This window comes from Paenibacillus sp. FSL F4-0122, from assembly GCF_038002845.1.
GTDB classification, from domain to species: domain Bacteria; phylum Bacillota; class Bacilli; order Paenibacillales; family Paenibacillaceae; genus Paenibacillus_AQ; species Paenibacillus_AQ odorifer.
This window is the reverse complement of record NZ_JBBODI010000001.1, coordinates 1,220,768-1,239,591: the sequence shown is the minus strand read 5'-3', so window position 1 is coordinate 1,239,591 and position 18,824 is coordinate 1,220,768. Positions and strand designations below refer to the sequence as shown.

Here is an 18,824-nt window from a genome sequence, read left to right as displayed (position 1 = left end):
TAATAGATGGGTACCCTCACTTTGAGTCCCTTTATTGCCTTTGTGCAATATTGATACAGTAGATTTAAGTAGATTTCTGGGATAGGGACATTTCTCCTTATTTCCAATGCACACTGTGCAATAGAATAGAAATAGTTGTTCCTCCTACTCCATTCTATTGCACAAAGTGCAATCTGGGGGATGATAACACATCCGGGTAGCCCGTTTATCAGGCAGCATAACCCCCGGAATGTTTAAAGGATAATAGTACAATTCAGGTTTTCCCGGAAAGGAAGTATAACGATGCAGAGAAAAATCAATCTGCTGCTGCTCTTCTTCAGTCTGATCGGCGGCGGGGTCGCCTTTCTTTTTGGCGAATGGCTGCTAAGCTGGTATAACGATCTGCCTTCCATCCTGCTTGTGGGTATTTATTTTGCCATTGTGGCGCTGGGTGTCGGTGTAGGCTGCCTGCTTGCAGAGATGATCTCGCCACGACTGAACGGAGCTTCATGGAAACAACGCTACCTGGGGTTATCGTGGAAACTGCTGCCTCTGATGATTGTCCTTGCACTTGGAGTTGGAGCCTTAACGGAGTTCGTTTATGAACTGAATTTTGGCGGTGCCAGACCGGTTAAGAATGTGGTGATGGCTATCGATGACTCAGGCAGTATGACACAGAGTGATCCTGATAATAGCCGGTATTCAGCAGCAAAAGCGTTAATTACAAAAATGGACACTGACAATAAGGTGGCCGTGGTGACCTTTAACAACGAAGCTGTAGTTGTCCAGCCTTTAACGCCACTTTCAAATTCGGAGAATCGTGAGAAGGTGCTGACTGCAATCGATAATCTGCAGCCAACCGAAGGCGGCACGAATATTAGCGGTGCGGTCTCGGAGGCACTCAAGGAAATTGATAGTGACGGCAAAAAAGACCAAGGAGCTATGGTCATCTTGTTGTCTGACGGAGTGAGTAATTTCGATACCACAAGAGAGTTGCAGGCTTATGTAGAGCGCGGTATTGCCGTGAATACCATTGGTCTGGGCCTGAATGATCCAGCAGGCAATCAGCTGTTGCAGGATATTGCGAGAGTGACAGGCGGACACTATTATGATGTCAAGGATTCAGCCCTTCTGGGCGATGTGTTCCAGCAGATCTATGACCGTCTGGGAGATCGGACGCTGCTAACTGAGCGCAGTGATTCAACGGCAGACAGTCCTTATTATGCTGCGGTTCGTATATTATCATTGATGTTGATGGGGGCTGCGCTTGGATTAGGTCTGGGAATTATGTTTGATAACCGTCATTTGGCTAAAAGCTTTGGGATTGGCGGCGTAATATCAGGCTTGTTCGCAGGACTGATTCTGGAATTTGGACTTAGCGGTGACTCCTTTACAGATAGTCTTATTCGTCTTCTGGCTGTTCTTATATTAGCTGCTATTATTGCATTATTTACAGGCGTCATTCCGGTAGGTGAAGGACGTATTTATCGAAATAGAAGAAACAATAACGCAGCGCCTGCACCAGCATCGGATAACTTTCCGGGTCGGCGCAGAAGCCGGAACAGCAAAGGATTCTAGTGTAGCGGAAAGGGGGTTACAGTAATGAGGTACGCCGAGGTTAATGCTTCCGCTCCGGGAATAACGGATGTGACATCCCAAGTGGATGACCGATTCTGTACGCTGAGATGGCGCTGGCCGGACGGCGTGCAGGCGGTGTACATCCACAAAACCTCCGCAGAAGCGGCTGACATGGGAACCGGAGATGATCCGCCGATCGGTATGAAGCTCTACACTCGTGAGGAATACAAATCTAACAATGGTTATCGTGATCGATTGGATGAGATCGGCCTGATATCCTATACGATATTTGCTCGTCTTGCTGAGAACGGTGAGACTGCCCTGGTGAGGCAAAATGATGGTGTGAACCGGGTGATGGTCAGTGCAGGTAAAGCCCGGATCTATTATTCCATTCAACAAAAAAAAGCCTTATTCGGAAAACAAAAGACCGTACATATGGCGATTACGGCAGAAGTGCCCGTGGCACGGGATGTCCTCTGTTATGTCAAGAAACGTGGAGGGCATCCGGCAGGGAAAGAGGATGGTATTCTCTTTCCCTTCGTCCAGGATTTCGCTCCTGGACGCAATGTACTTCCGCCGATTGAAATCGGTAAGGATGATTTTGTACGCATCTTTTTCACCGATGGCAAGAAATATGGGCTTTATTACGAATTGGTACCGGAGTGAGACTCGGTCTACGTGTACAAGCGGGTAATGAGCAGTGCGTTCATAGCAAGTACGTAGATACAACTTTTGGGAGGATGAGTAGATGTCTTTTTTTAGCCGTTTTATGAAAAAGAATCAGCCGGAGCCGCGGCCGCTTTTTTACGATATAGTGTGTCCGTATTGCTTCACCAAGTTCTCTCCGGAGGATGTCGTCTTTCGGGCTATGCACAGCCGGGAGGACGATGAAAATTACGCATTGGGTGAGGATGACGCCTTGAACAAATACCGTGAGCGCTTCGGGCTCGATACGGTAGATGACATAGAAGCGATTATCAACCCGGCGGATATTCCGGAAGAATATCATCATTACACGGATCATGTGTTAACTGGGCTTACGGATCGTTACGGTGTGCTTACGCGCAGACGGCTTTGCCCGGCCTGCCATAATGAGCTGCCGGTGACTGCCGGGAAGGTGCCAAGTAACATCATCTCGATTATCGGGGCATCCCAAGTCGGGAAATCGGTGTATATGACCTCGCTGATCCACACGTTGCAGCATACTACAGCAGGTCATTTTGATGCCGCTTGTATGCCGCTTAATGCAGAGATTAGCCGTAAGTTCCGTACATTGTATGAAGAACCGCTTTTTGAGCGCGGGGATCTGCTGGCTTCTACACAGAAGGAAAAAATGCAGGAGCCTTTTATCTTTCAATTTGTCTTTAAGGATGAAAATAAACCGCCACTGACACTTGTATTCTTTGATGTAGCAGGTGAGGGGATGGTGGATCAGGATTATCTTGGACTTCATGGTCAGCATATCAAGAACTCTGCGGGTATTCTGTTTATGGTCGATCCGCTGCAAATCCGTTCTATCCGTGAAAAGATTCATATTAACATCGGTGACCGTCCCGGAGAATGGGTCTCACAATATGACGAGCCGCGCGATGTGGTGCTGACGATGTTTGGTGATTTTATTGCCTATCAGGAAAAGAGTAAGACAGACATTCCAACAGCGGTTGTACTTGCAAAAAGTGATATGCTGCATTCGCTGAAGGATGAGGATGGCGATTATATCAAGTCCAACAGCAATGTGTTCAATAACTATGTTCATCGCAAAACATTAAACATGGACGAGTTCCATAACATCGACGGGGAAATTCGCAGATTTATTGGTAAGGTGGACAGACCCTTTAAAGATACGATGGATGTTTATTTCGCGAATACGGGTTATTTTGCAGTATCTGCGTTGGGCAGCAATCCTGTGAATCAAAAGATTGAGGGTGTAGTAAGCCCGATTCGTGTAGACGAGCCTTTTATTTGGCTGCTGCATAAGCTGAAGTATATTGAGGGGAGCGACGGCCCGTGAATGGTTTCTCAGGGTCAACAATCGCCCAACAGATGTATACCCGCGAACGTCGCGGAGTGTTTCGTTCCACAGAAGGCTTCGATACGGTAGCGAAATCAGATAGTCTAGACAATAATTTTGTGAAAAAAATCCTTCATCCCTTCTGCCTCTACGATGCTCCTGCGGAGTTAACCGCGCGTGGGGAGAAGGATGAGGCTGCATATCCTGGAGCGCTGCACCTATTTCATGCTGAGAACGGGGATACAGTTATTGGGCTTAGTCGTTATCAAGCGGCCGATTTCACAGGCCAACGAAGCGCCTTTTTTGCACATAACTATGTAGTTCCTGCTTCACGTTCCGAAGAAATTGTGCAGAGCTATGGAGACTGGCTGCATGCTGATTTTGCAGAGCGTTATACTGGAGAGCTTGGTGGAACCTTGCCGGAGCTGCCCTCTATTCCAGTTGTTCGCACAGACCGCAGCCCGGATCCAATCGCAGGCTTACGCTTGTTAGGGATTGATGAAGGGATATTCAAGGCGTTATTGCAAGCTGTGATGCTCTCTGTAGCAGGTAAGAAAAAAATCTACGTGGCTCTAAACGTACCTATCACCGAGTTGTCCGCGCGGGCGGTGGAGCTTACAGAAATTCTGTATAGCGTTCTGCCGTATGAATTCCGCCGTAGATTAGGCGTGATTACGTATGCGAATGAACCGCAAAGCCGTAAATATATACATCTTAGCTTTGTGGAAAAAGGTTCGCTGCGTCCCGGTGATCGCAGTATTGAGAAGGATTATACCTTCGATTTGGCTTCCGGACGGATGGGAAATGTCGATTTTGGTGAGTCCCGCCAGCCTTATGCTGATTTGGTGTGGAAGCTGTTACTGCTGAATCCAGGAGATATTAACGACTTTGTAAGCTTCGCCGATCAGATTCTGCGTGGAGAGAGTCCTGAGCATAAGCTATCCCTTGCTTTCTATAATGAGCTGGCTATATTTTATGAGATTGAGCAAGGGAACGAGCATTTATATACGGAGAATAAGAGTGCGGTGCTAAGTGGTTTGCTCTCTTACCTTAAACCAGACGGTGCAATTCATTCTAGAATCCGCTTGAACGATATTTTCTTAGAACGGTTCGACCGGGAATTTGATCTGATTCGGCAAAGGAATGTGCCAGATCCGGCGATTATGGAATGCTTTAAGGAGTATTTTGTACTTAAGGATCACAATTACAGGGTCAGAATCGTGGATTATTTCATCAATGGGATGCTTCATAGTGTGGAAGCGGGCCGCAAGGATATCTTGAGTGCCGCTTACGGGATCATTGAGGGTAATGATGAGTTAAGTGCAGCCTACTTCCAGCGAGTGATGTCTGAAACATATTTCCGTAAGCAGCTACTTGAGCCTTATATGGAATCAAGACTAGCTGCGGCGTCCAGATCTGCGGATATACTGAGCTTTGTACTCCATTGGGGGCGGTTCCTGCCAGTGGCGTTAGAGCAGTCTTTTGCTCAAAATGCTGTGAAGGATTATTTGCTTGAAAAGCTCCAGCTGGAACATGATCCGGTGGCTTCTGTAGCGGAAATTCATGAAATTGTAGATAAGGCAGAAAAAGATCGCCGCAAAGGAACAGGAGTTGCTCCTAAGGCACTCTCCCTAATGCAGGATCTTGCTGCTTCAGCAGATAGATTCTTACTGAACCGCTTATCGCTTTCCGATATGACGCAGGAGGAGCTTCTGGAGGTGGTTTTTTTACGGTATGGTAATGTTGTCGATTGGCAGCCGCCACTGGATAGGATTAGCAAGCAGAAAGAGAATGCGCTGCGTGCAGCTTACCGCTGGTTTGGTGAAGAGAAGCCGAATGAGGAGATTTTTGCAGGATTGTCTCCGCAGGAACTAGACGATGTGCAGCTACTGGGTCGTCGTTTGCTAAAAGAGGCGCGTGTTCTGGAACCCTTTGAACGGCTTCCGCTAGCCTTCTACTATACAACTCAGCGTGAAGGTGGTCCGCTGGATTACGATGCGCTTCTGGAGCTGCTAAAGCGTAAAGCCGGTTCCGACAAAGAAATCATCTATCGGTTTTTTGCTTGGTCGCAAGGCAATCCTTTATTTACGGTTTCGAATAAAAAGCTGCAACCGGGTTACCGCAAAGCGATTCTGAAGTATTTCCTGAGCAGTGATCGTGAAGCGTTCAAGAATCGGGAATTCCGAAAGAACTATGTCGCGGCAGCTCGGCCTGCTCTGCAAAATGTGTACAATGAAGCCCGCTCCCAACTGGCTTCCCCGCTGGCGCGCTGGATCAGCCGCAGCCGATTTCGACTCTTAATCTCCGGCTCCATTACGGGTATTCTGGTGATTATTGCAATTATCGTATTCAGTATGCTACGCCCGGATGATACGAAGACTGCTCTGCCGGGGACAAGCCCTGAGCCGACCCCTGTTCAGAGTGCAGGTAATGAGCTGCCTCCGGCTTCAGTATACTTGAAGGATCAGAGCGACGAAGGAGATAAGGGGAGCAGCATATTGGTGTTCACCTTCGCAAGTGCAGATGACTGTGTGCAGTTTCAACCGACTGAGATTAGTTTAATGTCTTCGTCTACAGAGATAGATAAAAGCTTTAAGGTCGCTGCTACGAATGGCACTTGTCCAGTGCCGTCAACGGATGGGACGGATGAGGGAAACGCCGCTGACGATTCAGATGCCGCTGGCACTACTGGAGGAACAGCAGAAGGTGCAGATGCTCCTAACGCAGTAGCTGATGCTTCTCCGTCTCCTACGCCTTCCTCTGATACTGAGGACAGCACTGGGTTGCCTTCCGCAACAGCTGTGACTGAAGGTGAACAACCATCCTATCAGGTTGAGGTTACATTGGAGCCTGGAGCGACAATTCTAGAGAAAAGTATGATCAAGGCCGGAAGATTTACATTGATCGTAGATCCCGACCCTAATATTCCACCAGCTTCTGATTCAAGTGCTGAACCCTCCTCAACTGCAAGTCCGGAAGGAACAGCCGAATAACAAGCTTTCTGAACAGCAATACCTACCGGCAGGTGGTGTATTGCTGTTCATTTTTTTGCTGCCCATACTAAGCTTTTCTATAGACATGCTATGTATTAATAGATATGATTATGGATGTCAAAATAAGATACTACATACTGGAAAAGGTGCAGACTCTATCAATCTAGTCGTCTGCTTAAAAGGGAAGTCCGGTGCAAGAGTCCGGCGCGGTCCCGCCACTGTATGTGCGGAGTTTTTCTTCTATAAGCCACTGCCCCGAAGGTAGGGTGGGAAGGTGAAGAACAGCGATGAAGCATCAGCCAGGAGACCTGCCTTTTTCGTGAGCGTTTCTATTCTTCGTGGGGTAAGAATGTGGAACATATACAGATGGACTGTTGGCAGGAAGCAAGCGCCTCAGCCTCGATTTGTAATCTTCCCTGACCGCCCTCCAAAGGGGCGGTCTTTATGTTATGCGTCTTATTCCCAGCAGTACCCATTCTTATACAGAAAGAGGTTAAACAATGAAGAAAATCATGTCTTCCAAGTTTGTAGCACTTGGGCTGGCCTTATTCATGGTCATTTCAATTCTAGGAACATCTCTTGCTCCGGCAGGACAAATATTTGCAGAAGCGAGCGCTGGCTCCGGTCTGGAAGCAACTGCTGCGGAGCGGATTAATGTTGCGGATGCGACTTATGCGGCTGCAGAATATCTCTTGAAAGGTGGCGTGCAATCGGATTGGCAAGCTATTGGATTAGCGCAAGCAGGATATAAGCTGCCAGCCAGTTACCATTCAGAGCTTGAGAAAAAAGTAAAGGATGCAGCTGGCAATTTCGCCAATGTAACCGATTATGCTCGAATCGTGCTCGCAGTGAGAGCGATTGGTGCAGATCCTACTAGCTTTGCTGGTAACGGAACGACTCCTGGCTATAATCTGATTGAGAAAATTTATAATAACAGCAAGCTCAGTGAACAGACGCTAAATAATCCGGTATATGCTTTACTTGCGCTGGATTCTGGTAAATATAATATCCCAAGTGACGCGAAATGGACGGCGGATAAGCTCCTTACGGAGATTCTCTCCAAACAGAATCCGGATGGGGGCTTTGCATTAACCTCAGGCGCAAGTGAGCCTGATATGACAGCGATAACCTTGACGGCTCTGGCGGCACATAAAAATAATCCCGAAGCCTACTTAGCAGGGCTACAAGCCGTAGCTTGGTTATCTGCAGCTCAAGATAGCCATGGGGGTTACGGTGACAGTGCTGAAAGTAGCGCACAAGCAATCCTTGGACTCACATCCTTCGGAGTTGATCCTAGTGGATTAGAATACACCAAAAACAAAGTGGATCTAATGGAGAACCTGCTTAGCTATCGTCTAGCTGATGGTAGCTTCACCCATAGCCGTGGTGGAAGCAGTGATGTTCTGGCGACAGAGCAAGGACTTCAGGCGCTGGTTGCGTATAATTTGCTGTATAAAGGAAGCAACAGTAAGCTATACGATTTTTCCAAATCCTCCGTTCAGAGCTCACTCATCTACGCTCCTGTAACGATTGAGGGACCACGGGCCACGTTGGCACAAGGGTACGCCTATGCTGGCAACGCACTTGGAGCGTTAGAGAAGCTGGCGCTTCAAACGAACTTGCCGATCACGAATCCTTCGGGCAGTTATGTGACTGGCATCGGAAGTATTGCTGCTGGAAGCTTTGGTGGTTATGACGGATGGATGTATGTTGTATCACGTGACGGAAAATGGATTAATCCCGATGTAGGCATGAGTGATTTTGTACTTAAAGATTCAGATCAGGTACTGGTTTATTATGCCGGAGATGACACTAAACTTGTGGATTCCGTTACCCTTTCCAAACAAAATCTTAAAGAGGGCGATTCTTTTACTGTCACTGTAACTAGTAAGACGTGGAAATGGGACGCTGCTACGAATACTTCCTCTCCTGTAACGGCAAAAGCTGCGGGTGTTCAGGTCCAAATTGGAGCTCACACGGTAACGACGAATGCTAAAGGTGAGGCCGTATTCTCAGGAAATGTGCCCGCAGGTGACTATACACTGTCTGTAACTGGCTACCGCGAAGGTAAAGCGCCAACGGTTGCTAAATATACAAAAGCTATAAAGGTAACTTCTAAGAATGTAACAGCTTCTCTTACCGTTGAAGGCCCGGAAGGATTGATTAGTGAAGGGACTTTAAAAGCCTCCAATGCTCTTGAAGCGTTGCAGCAACTAGGGTCTACCGATGATTTTAAAGTAGATATCACCAAATCGTCTTATGGCAACTTTGTATCAGGTATCCATGGAGTTTCGCAAGGTACTTACGACGGATGGTGGAGCTTCGTAGTATCACGCGGCGGGGAGTGGATATATCCAAGTGTGGGTATGGATGCGTTCGAACTACAGGAATCCGATCGTGTGCTTGTCTATTATGCAGGTGAAAATACACAGGTTATAGATTCTGTGGCGCTTTCCCCAACGCAGCCAAAAGCTAATGAAGCTTTTACCGTAAAGGTTTCCCAGAAAAAGTGGGTGTGGAATCAGGACAGCTTCACTTCTGATCCGGTTACCTCACCAGCTGCAGGTGTGCAGGTTTCGATTGGTGATAAGAAGGTAATCACGAATGAACAAGGTGTAGCTGTTGTTGAGGGGGGTCTCCCGGCAAATAGCTATACAATGACTGTTACCGGTTATGTTAAAGACAGCGTACCGAGCGTAGCGCGTTATACTCAGTCTCTGACTGTTGGATCGTCTGTTATTGCTCCAGCTAAAGCTACCGCTACCCTTTCAGTAATTGGAGATAGCCGGAAGGGAACCATCCTAGCCAGTACAACAGTAGCTCTAAAAGAGGGCGAAACGGCTTATAGCTTACTAGTCAGTCAATTAGGCACTAAGGTAGTATCATCCGGCAACGCTGGAAGCATCTACGTGAAGTCTATTGACGGGTTGGCTGAATTTGACGGAGGCCCAAGCAGCGGATGGAAGTATAAAACGAACCGGGATGCTGATCCAAGCATAAGTGCAGACAGCTATATTTTGCAGAACGGTGATACTTTATATTGGTACTATACCTCTGGAGAATAAGGAAGAGGATTGATTAGGCGGGTACATGGATTCGGAGTAACTAACGGATCGGGTGCCCGCCCTTTTTATATTTGGAGGAAAGTCGTTTTATGACAATATATACTTTTATTCGACACAATATTCAAAAAATCATCAAACTCTTAGCCCTTCCGACCGATAAAAATAGATAGATCATAAGATAATGCGAAGGCGGAGTGTAGATGAAAAATTTGAAAGTGAAATACAAAATAGGGCTGCTTTTGGTATTCGCTGTAATCATGGTGAATGTTGTAGGGGGCATAGGCATCATCACGATGACCCGAATGGCCGAAAAGACAAATGAGACATATAATGAAAATTTATTGCCTGTTTCTTACGTGGGGCAGATGCGTACGAATAATCGGGCTATTGAATCCTATCTTTTGGAGCGTTTGATTAGCGTTGATGCCAGCAAAAACAAAGAACTTTCTGAGAGTATCCAAGTGAAGGTTCAGGATAATAATGAACTTATGAACAAGGTGAAAGCGATTCAGTATAATGATCCTGCTATTGTAAGTAAAATCAAAGAGTATGAGTCCTTTTTGCCAGATTATCGTGCACAGCGGGATAACATTATAAAGATTGCTGATAGTAATCATAATCAAGAGGCCTATAAAGTATTTTCAGGCGAATTTAACGAATCCCGTGAAAAAATGATCAACCTACTTAAAGGAATTAGTGATTCTTTGCTTAAAGATGCTGATGAACACAATTCAGATTCCATGGCAACCGCTAAAAGCATGCGGGTAAACAATACCATAATGATTACGTTCGCCTGGGTGATTTGTTTCGTAATTAGTATTGCAATTATTCGACTGATAACAAAACCCCTTAAAGAACTGCAAGGACTAATGAAGCGGGCAGAAGATGGAGATTTGACCGTGGTAGCAACGTACACCGCCAAGGATGAGATCGGCCAAATTAACAGTTCATTTAACAATATGCTGCAGGGCTTGCGGAAGATGATGCAAGGGATTGCAGAGAGTGCAGAACTGCTGTCAGCTTCATCGGAAGAGATGAGCGCTAGTGCTGAGCAGACCTCATTGGCTTCACAAATGATCGCTGTATCTTCTGGAGAGATTGCCGCGGGTTTTGATGAACAGACAGAGAGCATTAACAATACAACACGTTCCATAAAAGCAATGACCAATGATATTGCAGCCGTAGAGGGCAGCAGCTATGAAATGTCGGATCTAATGGGCGTAGTTTCCGGTTCATCGGATCGTGGAGTAGAGGCTGTAGACCAAATCATTGTGCAGATGAAGGAAATTGACCTCAGTGTAACTCAGAGTCAGGAGATTGTTTCTAATCTGGGGACATTGTCACAAGAGATTAATACAATTATTACAACGATTAACGGTATTGCTACACAGACGAATCTGCTTGCGCTCAACGCTTCTATAGAAGCAGCACGGGCCGGTGAGCATGGACGGGGATTTGCTGTAGTTGCTGGAGAAATTCGTAATCTGGCGGAAGCAACTAGAAATAGTTCTTTGCGGGTTACAGATATTATTACACATATCCAAAAGCAAACCGAAAGCGCAGTAGAATCCATGGCTTTGGGTACTGAGCTAGTCACCAATGGCGTAGTTCAAAGTCATCTGGTATCTCAAGCGTTTCATGAGATTCAGACTTCCATTAAAGAAGCTACCTTACAGACAGCCGAAATTAGAGAAGCGGTTGCTCATGTAGCCATGGAATCACAAGGTGTGGCAGCAGCTATGGAACAGGTCAACGTTATATCTAGTAAAGGCGCAGAAGGTGTTCAGGACACAAGTGCAGCGAGTCAGGAGCAACTATCCGCAATGGAGGAAATGTCGGCTTCAGCTCAGTATTTAGCGGTGCTCGCAGAAGATCTGCAAAAGACATTGTCCAGCTTCAAACTATAGGCTTCATAATATTGTTAAAACCAGCAGAGCAGCGGTTCTCCAGTAACGGAGATCGCTGCTCTGCTGTTTGTGGTTATAGCAGATTGGGAGCAAGCGCGAGCCAGTTGGTCTCAGTTGGTCAAGGGGGATAGATGTAAGCGGACTCAGCAGCTCAGGAGCGGATAGATGTAAGCTGGTCTCCGTAGGTCAGGAGCGGATAGACGTAAGCTGGACTCAGTAGGTTGCGGGCAAACATATGCTATGTGGGCTCCAGCGACACTATTGGCAGGCAAGACAGAGGGATGGAAACAATAAAAACTTCGGCGATGATCGGTATGCTCGTACCCCGTAACCTGTAAACCGTACCCCGTACCCCGTACCCCGTACCCCGTACCCCGTACCCCGTACCCCGTACCCCGTACCCCGTACCCCGTACCCCGTACCCCGTACCCCGTACCCCGTACTCCGTACCCCGTACCCCGTACCCCGTACTCCGTACCCCGTACCCCGTACCCCGTACCCCGTACCCCGTACCCCGTACCCCGTACCCCGTACCCCGTACCCCGTACCCCGTACCCCGTACCCCGTACCCCGTACCCCATACCCCGTACCCCGTACCCCGTACCCCTAGTGTCCCCGGCTGTTCTCTAGTTTTTTAAACACACTATCTACTTGATATTCCCCAGTTTAAGGTCATCTGGGTCCGATAATGTGGGCTTATGCTTACCCCCACAGGCTATCGGACACAGCCGCCGCTATTTGCCCATTTATCACCATTGGAGCGATGTTTCGGACTCCAGTGTAGCTATTGGTATGGAAAACGCTGATAATGGGTGGTTTTTGCACCAATAGCGGCTATGATGTCCGATAGCATCCGAAATATAGCTAAATCCAGCAATTAAGGTCATCTGGGTCCGATAATGTGGGCTTATGCTTACCCCCACAGGCTATCGGACACAGCCGCCGCTATTTGCCCATTTATCGCCATTGGGGCGAAGTTTCGGACACCAGCGCAGCTATTGGTGTGGAAAACGCTGAAAACTGGTTTATTTCGCATCAATAGCGGCTATGAGGTCCGATAGCGTCCGAAATATAGCTAAATCCAGCAATTAAGGTCATCTGGGTCCGATAACGTGGGCTTATACTCACCCCCACAGGCTATAGGACACAGTAGCCGCTAATTGCCCATTTAGTGGCATTGGGGTGAGTTCCGGACTACTCAGTTGACGCTATTTGCCCATTTATCGCCCTTGGAGCGAAGTTTCGGACACCAGCGCAGCTATTGGTGTGGAAAACGCTGGAAACTAGTGTTTTTTGCACCAATAGCGGCTATGGGGTCCGATAGCACCCGAAACAGTGGCAAATCCAGCAATTAAGGTCATCTGGGTCCGATAGAAAAACTCGGGAGCGCGAATGTGATCGGATTAAATAAAAATTAGTTTTTAGATCAAGACCTGAAAAAAAGAGGGCATCCCCACAGCTAGTTCACAGCTGTGGGGATGCCCTCTTGATTTTTAATAAAAACTCAGCGTGTATCCTTCCAGAAATTCAGAGGTTTCAGATCTGAGCTAATGACGTGGAATGTATATCCTTCTTTTTTCAATGACTCTAAAATACGAGGAAGCACTTTAAGTGTAGCCTTTTGATCATGCATCAGAATAACTGGATTGGTCTGCGATTTCTGCAGCTTATGAACCTGATTCATAACCGAATTATAGATCGTCGTACTAGCATCCTTGTATTTCCAATCCTCAGAGTCCACGTTCCAATCCCACAGATGATAACCTTGAGCCAACACTTTATCTCTAAAGGTCTTTGTGAAATAAGGTTTGCTTCCATAAGGAGGACGAATTAGTGTGGTGCTTTGACCTGTAATCTTTTTCAAAATGGCGTTATCGTTATCCATCTCACCCAGTGCAGCGGCAGGTGAAGCATAAAACTTCTCTTTCCGGTGCGTCATTCCATGCAATGCGAGACCATGCCCTTCATTCGCAATCCGTTTCACTTGCGTAGTATGCTGGTTCATATTCGGTCCGATCATGAAAAAAGTTGCCTTCGCATCATATTTTGCCAAAATATCAAGCAATGTAGAAGTAGTGGCCGTTGGTCCATCATCAAAGGTGAGGTATACGGTCTTACCTTGCTTCCCAACAGTTGGCGTAGAAGTTCCAGGAGTTGCGGTTGGCTTCATTTCCTTTTTAAATTTACTCACAAATGTTGCATCATCTAATGTAGCTGAGCCATCTTTTACACGCAATAAATTTTGATCTGCTTTAAAGGAAATTCCGAAACCAAGATAAGAAGTCAATTTCAGTGGAACCATTGTTTTTCCGTTTTTCAGAAATGTACTCATGGATATGGTCTTTCCATCGCTTAGAGTAGCTGTTGCATGATCATTCAGCAGTTTGATTGATCTGTTCTGACCTGTAACTTTTATCCCATCACTCACTCCAGTTAGCGTTAACTTAAGTTCCTGTGACAGATCACGTAGAGGAACGTAATAGGTATCTTTTACCGAAACTGCTTCAATAGTTGTTAACTTATCGTTCACACCTAACCTAAGGGAGCCTGCACCTGCTGCATTCACTGAATCTATCGCTCGTATTGATCCAGAACCTATGAATAATACGATTAATAATAGCCATACTTTCTTTAAAGACATCGTCAAAAATCTCCTATCTATGTATATTTGTCTATTACCTTATCATACATTGATAGAATGAAATTTGAGAGATTGTAACCCCCAGCAGAATAATTTGTTACCTTTTAGTAGTTAACTGTGATTTCAACCACAATCATAAAAAGCACGTAACTCCGGCTAAATACTGACGCATCAACAAAAATGGTTAAAATAACCCCGTTTTGCGCAAAATAGATGTGTCCAAATTAGCAACTTTAGTAAACTATTGAACAAAGTTTGAACGGAATTTTTCAACCCATAAACAGCGCCGTTACAGTGATCTTTATCATACTATTAGAAACTTGTAACAAATTGATCACACATATTTAACTTGTTCGCCATTATTAAGGTCTTTTTTAGGCTAAATGGAAAAATAAGTCTTTTGCTTTCTTCCCCATAAATTCTTACTATATATAAAGGTTAATGTTGAGGGTTAATAAAAGAAGTATTGAAGGAAGGAGCTTAAGCATGAACAAAAAGGGACCGTTATACGCTTTATTTCTCAGCCTAATTTTACTCTTGCCAGGATGCAGTTCAATCGCTGTTCTGAATCCGAAGGGGCCGGCTGCAAGAACTTTATCTGACACGATCATTCTCTCCATTGTTATGATGCTCGGTGTTCTGGCAGTTGTCTACATCTTATATGTCTTCGTTCTTTTGAAATACCGTGCTAAAAAAAGCAACGAAGATTATATTCCTCCTCACGAGGAAGGAAACAAATGGCTGGAGGCTATCTGGATTACCATTCCGATTATTATCGTGGCATTCCTCTCCGTAGTCACCGTCAAAACAACAGTAGATGTAGAAAATGTTGCAGCGGATTATAAAGATCAGAAACCGCTTGTAATCTATGCTTCCTCCTCTAACTGGAAATGGCATTTCAGCTATCCAGAGGAAGGGATCGAAACAGTAAACTACGTTAATATTCCAGTTCACCGCGCTGTAGAGTTCAGATTGTATTCTTTCGGTACAATCTCAAGTCTTTGGATCCCACAATTGGGAGGACAAAAATACGCGATGAGCGACATGATCACAACCTTGCATCTTTCAGCTGATACTGTAGGTTCTTATGTCGGAAGAAATGCGAACTTTAATGGTAAGGGCTTTGCCCACATGGAGTTTGAAACACTTGCGATGACAGATAAGGATTATCAGGAATGGGTGAAAGACGTTAAAGAAACGGCGGGTCCACTGACGGAAGATGAATTTAAAGGTCTTTTGGAAATGGAACATGTCGGACGTAAAACGTATACGAATACTCACTTATCCTTTAGCCCGCCTCCGGGAAGCCATGGTGACCATATGAGTAATGGTGGCACTGAAATGGATACGGATAACGGAAGCATGGAGCATCAGGATAATAAAGAAATTCACCCGACTCCAGCACCATCCAGTGAGACGGAATTCAACACCGAGCCTAATCCAGAACTGGATGAGCCGACACCTAGTTCTCCATTAGAAGAGAGCACAACACATGACGGACACTAGTCAATGTTAATTGAACAACTTGAAAGGAGCGATTCCTAATGGATTGGGATAAATTTAAGGTCCACGGCGAACCCTTGATATACGGAGCTATGGCAAGTATTGTTCTGGCTACGATCGGGATTATTGTCGGCCTGACCTATTTTAAAAAATGGGGATATTTATGGCGCGAATGGTTGACTACTGTTGACCACAAACGTATTGGGATTATGTATATCCTCGCAGCATTGCTTATGCTTTTCCGCGGCGGCGTTGACGCTATTATGATGAAGCTGCAAACAGCAGCCCCGGACATGAAATTTCTTGACGCACAGCATTATAACGAGGTATTTACAACACACGGCTTGATTATGATCCTTTTTATGGCCATGCCGTTTATTATCGGTCTGATGAATGTTATCGTTCCGCTGCAAATCGGCGCTAGAGACGTTGCCTTCCCGCGTCTGAACGCTGTCAGCTTCTGGCTCTTCTTCTTTGGAGCTATGCTGCTTAACATTTCGTTTGTTATCGGGGGATCGCCAGATGCTGGTTGGTCCGCATATTTCCCGCTAGCAAGTCTAGAGTTCAGTCCAACGGTGGGTAATAACTATTACTCGCTCGCATTACAAATTTCAGGTATTGGTACGCTCATCACAGGCGTTAACTTTATTGTAACGATTCTGAAAATGCGTGCACCAGGCATGAAGTTGATGAAAATGCCGATGTTTACTTGGTCCGTATTGATCACCAACGTAATTATCGTATTCGCCTTCCCTGTGCTTACGGTAGCACTTGCGTTGATGATGTTCGACCGGCTGTTCGGCTCTCAATTCTTTACGATGGCCAATGGCGGTATGGATATGTTATGGGCCAACCTGTTCTGGGTATGGGGTCACCCTGAAGTATATATCGTTGTCTTACCGGCATTCGGTATTTATAGTGAAATTATCGCCACCTTCTCTAAAAAGAACCTGTATGGATATACATCCATGGTATTCAGTATGTTGATCATTTCCCTCTTGTCCTTCTTAGTATGGGCTCACCATTTCTATACAATGGGTCAAGGTGCTATGGTTAACAGCTTCTTCTCGATTACAACCATGGCCATTGCCGTACCAACAGGTGTGAAAATATTTAACTGGCTATTCACCTTACGAAAAGGGCGAATAACCTTTACGACACCTATGCTATACACCCTGGCCTTTATTCCGATCTTTACGATTGGTGGGGTAACAGGTGTCATGCTGGCTATGGCCAGTGCCGATTACCAGTACCATAATACGATGTTCCTGGTTGCCCATTTCCACTACGTTCTTATTCCAGGTGCGGTCTTTGCCGTTATCGCAGGTTTCCATTACTGGTTCCCTAAAGTATTCGGTTTCCGTCTGAATGAACGTCTTGGCAAGCATGCCTTCTGGTGGATTATTATTTCCTTTAACGTATCGTTCTTCCCGCTGTTTATTCTCGGACTTAAGGGTATGACCCGTCGACAATACACATATTCTGCGGACACTGGATTTGGCCCGCTGAGTATGGTTTCATTTGTAGGTGCGATCGGTCTCGCGATTGGATTTGTAATCCTGGTTTATAACATTTACTGGAGTACTCGTTACGAACCAAGAGATACTGATGGCGACCCATGGGATGCACGTACTTTGGAGTGGGCAACGAAAAGCCCGATTCCAGCTTACAACTTCGCAGTGGTTCCAAATGTAAAAACACGCGATGCATACTGGTCTGCTAAACAAGATAAAGTACCACTTTTTGAAGATAAGATTACTAAGATTCATATGCCTAGCAACACAGGAAAACCATTTATTCTGGGTGTTATCTTCTTCATCGCAGGGTTCTCTCTGGTCTTCAGTCTTTGGATTCCAGCGATCCTCTCTGGAGTAGGTATCCTCATTGTTCTAGCTGCTATGTCCTTTGATCGGGATCACGGATTCTACATCCCAGCAGAAGAAGTTATTGCTACTGAAAAGAAATTGCGGGGTGAGACAGTATGAAAATAGATGCGTCTAAGCCGCTTGAATACTCAACAGAAGAGAATAGTAATAAAATCTTTGGCTTCTGGGTTTTTCTAGGAGCGGAGATTGCACTGTTCGCTACGTTGTTCACTGTTTACTTTGTAATGGTAGACCGTTTTGCCAGCGGCCCTAGCGGGCCGGAGCTTTTCGAAATTGGTCCGGTGATGATCGAAACATTGCTGCTGCTGACAAGTTCGTTTACGATTGGTCTTGCGGTTCATGCCATGCGGCATGGTTACCAAAAAGCCATGATGGTCTTTTTCGGACTAACCCTTCTAATGGGTCTCGGCTTCCTTGGTATCGAAATCATGGAGTTTGTCACTTATGTTCACGAAGGGGCTACACTTCAAACCAGTGGTTTCCTATCCAGTCTCTTTGTACTGCTGGGAACACACGGAGCTCACGTATCGTTCGGGTTCCTGTGGGGTGCGGCTATTCTAATCCAGTTGAAGCGTCAAGGTATTAATCCGGCTACGGCCAATAAATCCTTTATCTTCTCGCTGTACTGGCATTTCTTGGACGTTGTCTGGATCTTTATTTTCAGCTTCGTCTATCTGAAAGGACTGATGTAGCATGATGAAGCAATTGTTTCCAATTCGCCATGTGATGGGTTTCTTAGCCTCTCTTGTCCTTTCTGTGGCTGCACTTGCTGTAATCTACCTTGATCTATCCAACACTGCGAACATGGCAATACTGCTTGTTACAGCCCTCATTCAGGCTTCCTTGCAGCTCTTCCTGTTCATGCATATTGGTGAATCAGCAGATACCAAGAAAGAACTTTACATCAATATCGCCTATGCCTTATTCGTTGGTTTAGTTACGATATTCGGTACGCTCTTCATCTTCGTATGGGGCTGGTATGCTTAATTACAGTAACTAATACTCAAAGGGACGTCTTCTATGCCTAAATGGCTTAGGGACGTCTCTTTTTTTTGGTTTACTTAGGAGGTTTGTTGTAGCGGATGCCCGGAAATGGGCATCTTCCCAGGCAATAGCTGCACTGGAGTCCGAAACTTCGCTCAAAAGGCGGAAAATGTGCGAATGGGGTCATCTGGGTCCGAAAGCCCCGTGAGACAAGGGTGGCTCGGCGCGATCGGACTCAGATGAGCTTAAAAGCAGGAATCAGCGGCTTTTGGAGTTG

The 18,824-nt window shown here is 45.9% G+C and carries 12 protein-coding genes and 1 riboswitch; of the genes, 10 read left to right on the top strand and 2 right to left on the bottom strand.

The genetic code is table 11. The features are described 5' to 3' along the window. Positions 1-282: 282 nt before the first annotated feature. The 6 genes from MHH49_RS05285 to MHH49_RS05260 all read left to right on the top strand — a co-directional run bounded on the left by MHH49_RS05285 (position 283) and on the right by MHH49_RS05260 (position 11,533). Positions 283-1,557, top strand: a complete 1,275-nt coding sequence (locus MHH49_RS05285; RefSeq protein ID WP_339211404.1) for a vWA domain-containing protein — start codon at positions 283-285, stop codon at positions 1,555-1,557. Between the two features lie 24 nt (positions 1,558-1,581). Further along, the gene (locus tag MHH49_RS05280; protein ID WP_076099551.1) at positions 1,582-2,223 is read left to right on the top strand and encodes a beta-mannanase; all 642 of its coding nucleotides are present in this window, start codon (positions 1,582-1,584) and stop codon (positions 2,221-2,223) included. An 82-nt stretch (positions 2,224-2,305) separates the two neighbouring features. After that, entirely contained in the window at positions 2,306-3,568 is a 1,263-nt protein-coding gene (locus MHH49_RS05275; RefSeq protein ID WP_038568871.1) for a hypothetical protein, read from the top strand. Then, entirely contained in the window at positions 3,565-6,561 is a 2,997-nt protein-coding gene (locus tag MHH49_RS05270) for a GAP1-N2 domain-containing protein (RefSeq protein WP_341137955.1), read from the top strand. Before MHH49_RS05275 ends, MHH49_RS05270 begins: the two co-directional genes overlap by 4 nt. A 127-nt stretch (positions 6,562-6,688) precedes the next feature. After that, positions 6,689-6,891: riboswitch (cobalamin riboswitch) on the top strand. 170 nt (positions 6,892-7,061) lie between these two features. Then, positions 7,062-9,626, top strand: a complete 2,565-nt coding sequence (locus MHH49_RS05265; RefSeq protein WP_076099553.1) for a DUF4430 domain-containing protein — start codon at positions 7,062-7,064, stop codon at positions 9,624-9,626. Between the two features lie 200 nt (positions 9,627-9,826). Continuing rightward, positions 9,827-11,533: a methyl-accepting chemotaxis protein gene (locus MHH49_RS05260; RefSeq protein WP_076099554.1), complete on the top strand. Its 1,707-nt coding sequence runs from the start codon at positions 9,827-9,829 to the stop codon at positions 11,531-11,533. 143 nt (positions 11,534-11,676) lie between these two features. Here the strand turns inward: MHH49_RS05260 and MHH49_RS05255 are convergent, their stop codons facing one another. Together MHH49_RS05255 and MHH49_RS05250 are read right to left on the bottom strand one after the other, a co-directional pair. Beyond that, positions 11,677-12,114: a hypothetical protein gene (locus MHH49_RS05255; RefSeq protein WP_341137954.1), complete on the bottom strand. Its 438-nt coding sequence runs from the start codon at positions 12,112-12,114 to the stop codon at positions 11,677-11,679. A gap of 923 nt (positions 12,115-13,037) precedes the next feature. After that, positions 13,038-14,174, bottom strand: coding sequence for a polysaccharide deacetylase (locus MHH49_RS05250; RefSeq protein WP_076099419.1), 1,137 nt, complete (start codon positions 14,172-14,174; stop codon positions 13,038-13,040). Between the two features lie 486 nt (positions 14,175-14,660). Here MHH49_RS05250 and qoxA point away from each other — a divergent pair, with 486 nt between their 5' ends. From qoxA to qoxD, 4 genes are read left to right on the top strand one after another with little or no spacing between them, the layout of a single operon-like run. Then, a complete protein-coding gene (gene qoxA / locus MHH49_RS05245; protein WP_036680822.1) occupies positions 14,661-15,680 on the top strand; it encodes a cytochrome aa3 quinol oxidase subunit II in 1,020 nt (339 codons plus the stop codon). A gap of 38 nt (positions 15,681-15,718) precedes the next feature. Then, positions 15,719-17,662 carry a cytochrome aa3 quinol oxidase subunit I gene (gene qoxB, locus MHH49_RS05240; protein ID WP_036680823.1) on the top strand — a complete coding sequence of 648 codons (1,944 nt, stop codon included), beginning with the start codon at positions 15,719-15,721 and terminating at the stop codon, positions 17,660-17,662. Then, positions 17,659-18,255 (top strand): cytochrome aa3 quinol oxidase subunit III, encoded by a 597-nt coding sequence (gene qoxC / locus MHH49_RS05235; RefSeq protein WP_036680826.1) that lies wholly within the window; start codon positions 17,659-17,661, stop codon positions 18,253-18,255. The genes qoxB and qoxC overlap by 4 nt, the downstream gene beginning before the upstream one ends. 4 nt (positions 18,256-18,259) lie before the next feature. Then, entirely contained in the window at positions 18,260-18,550 is a 291-nt protein-coding gene (gene qoxD, locus MHH49_RS05230) for a cytochrome aa3 quinol oxidase subunit IV (protein ID WP_036680878.1), read from the top strand. Positions 18,551-18,824: the final 274 nt, after the last annotated feature.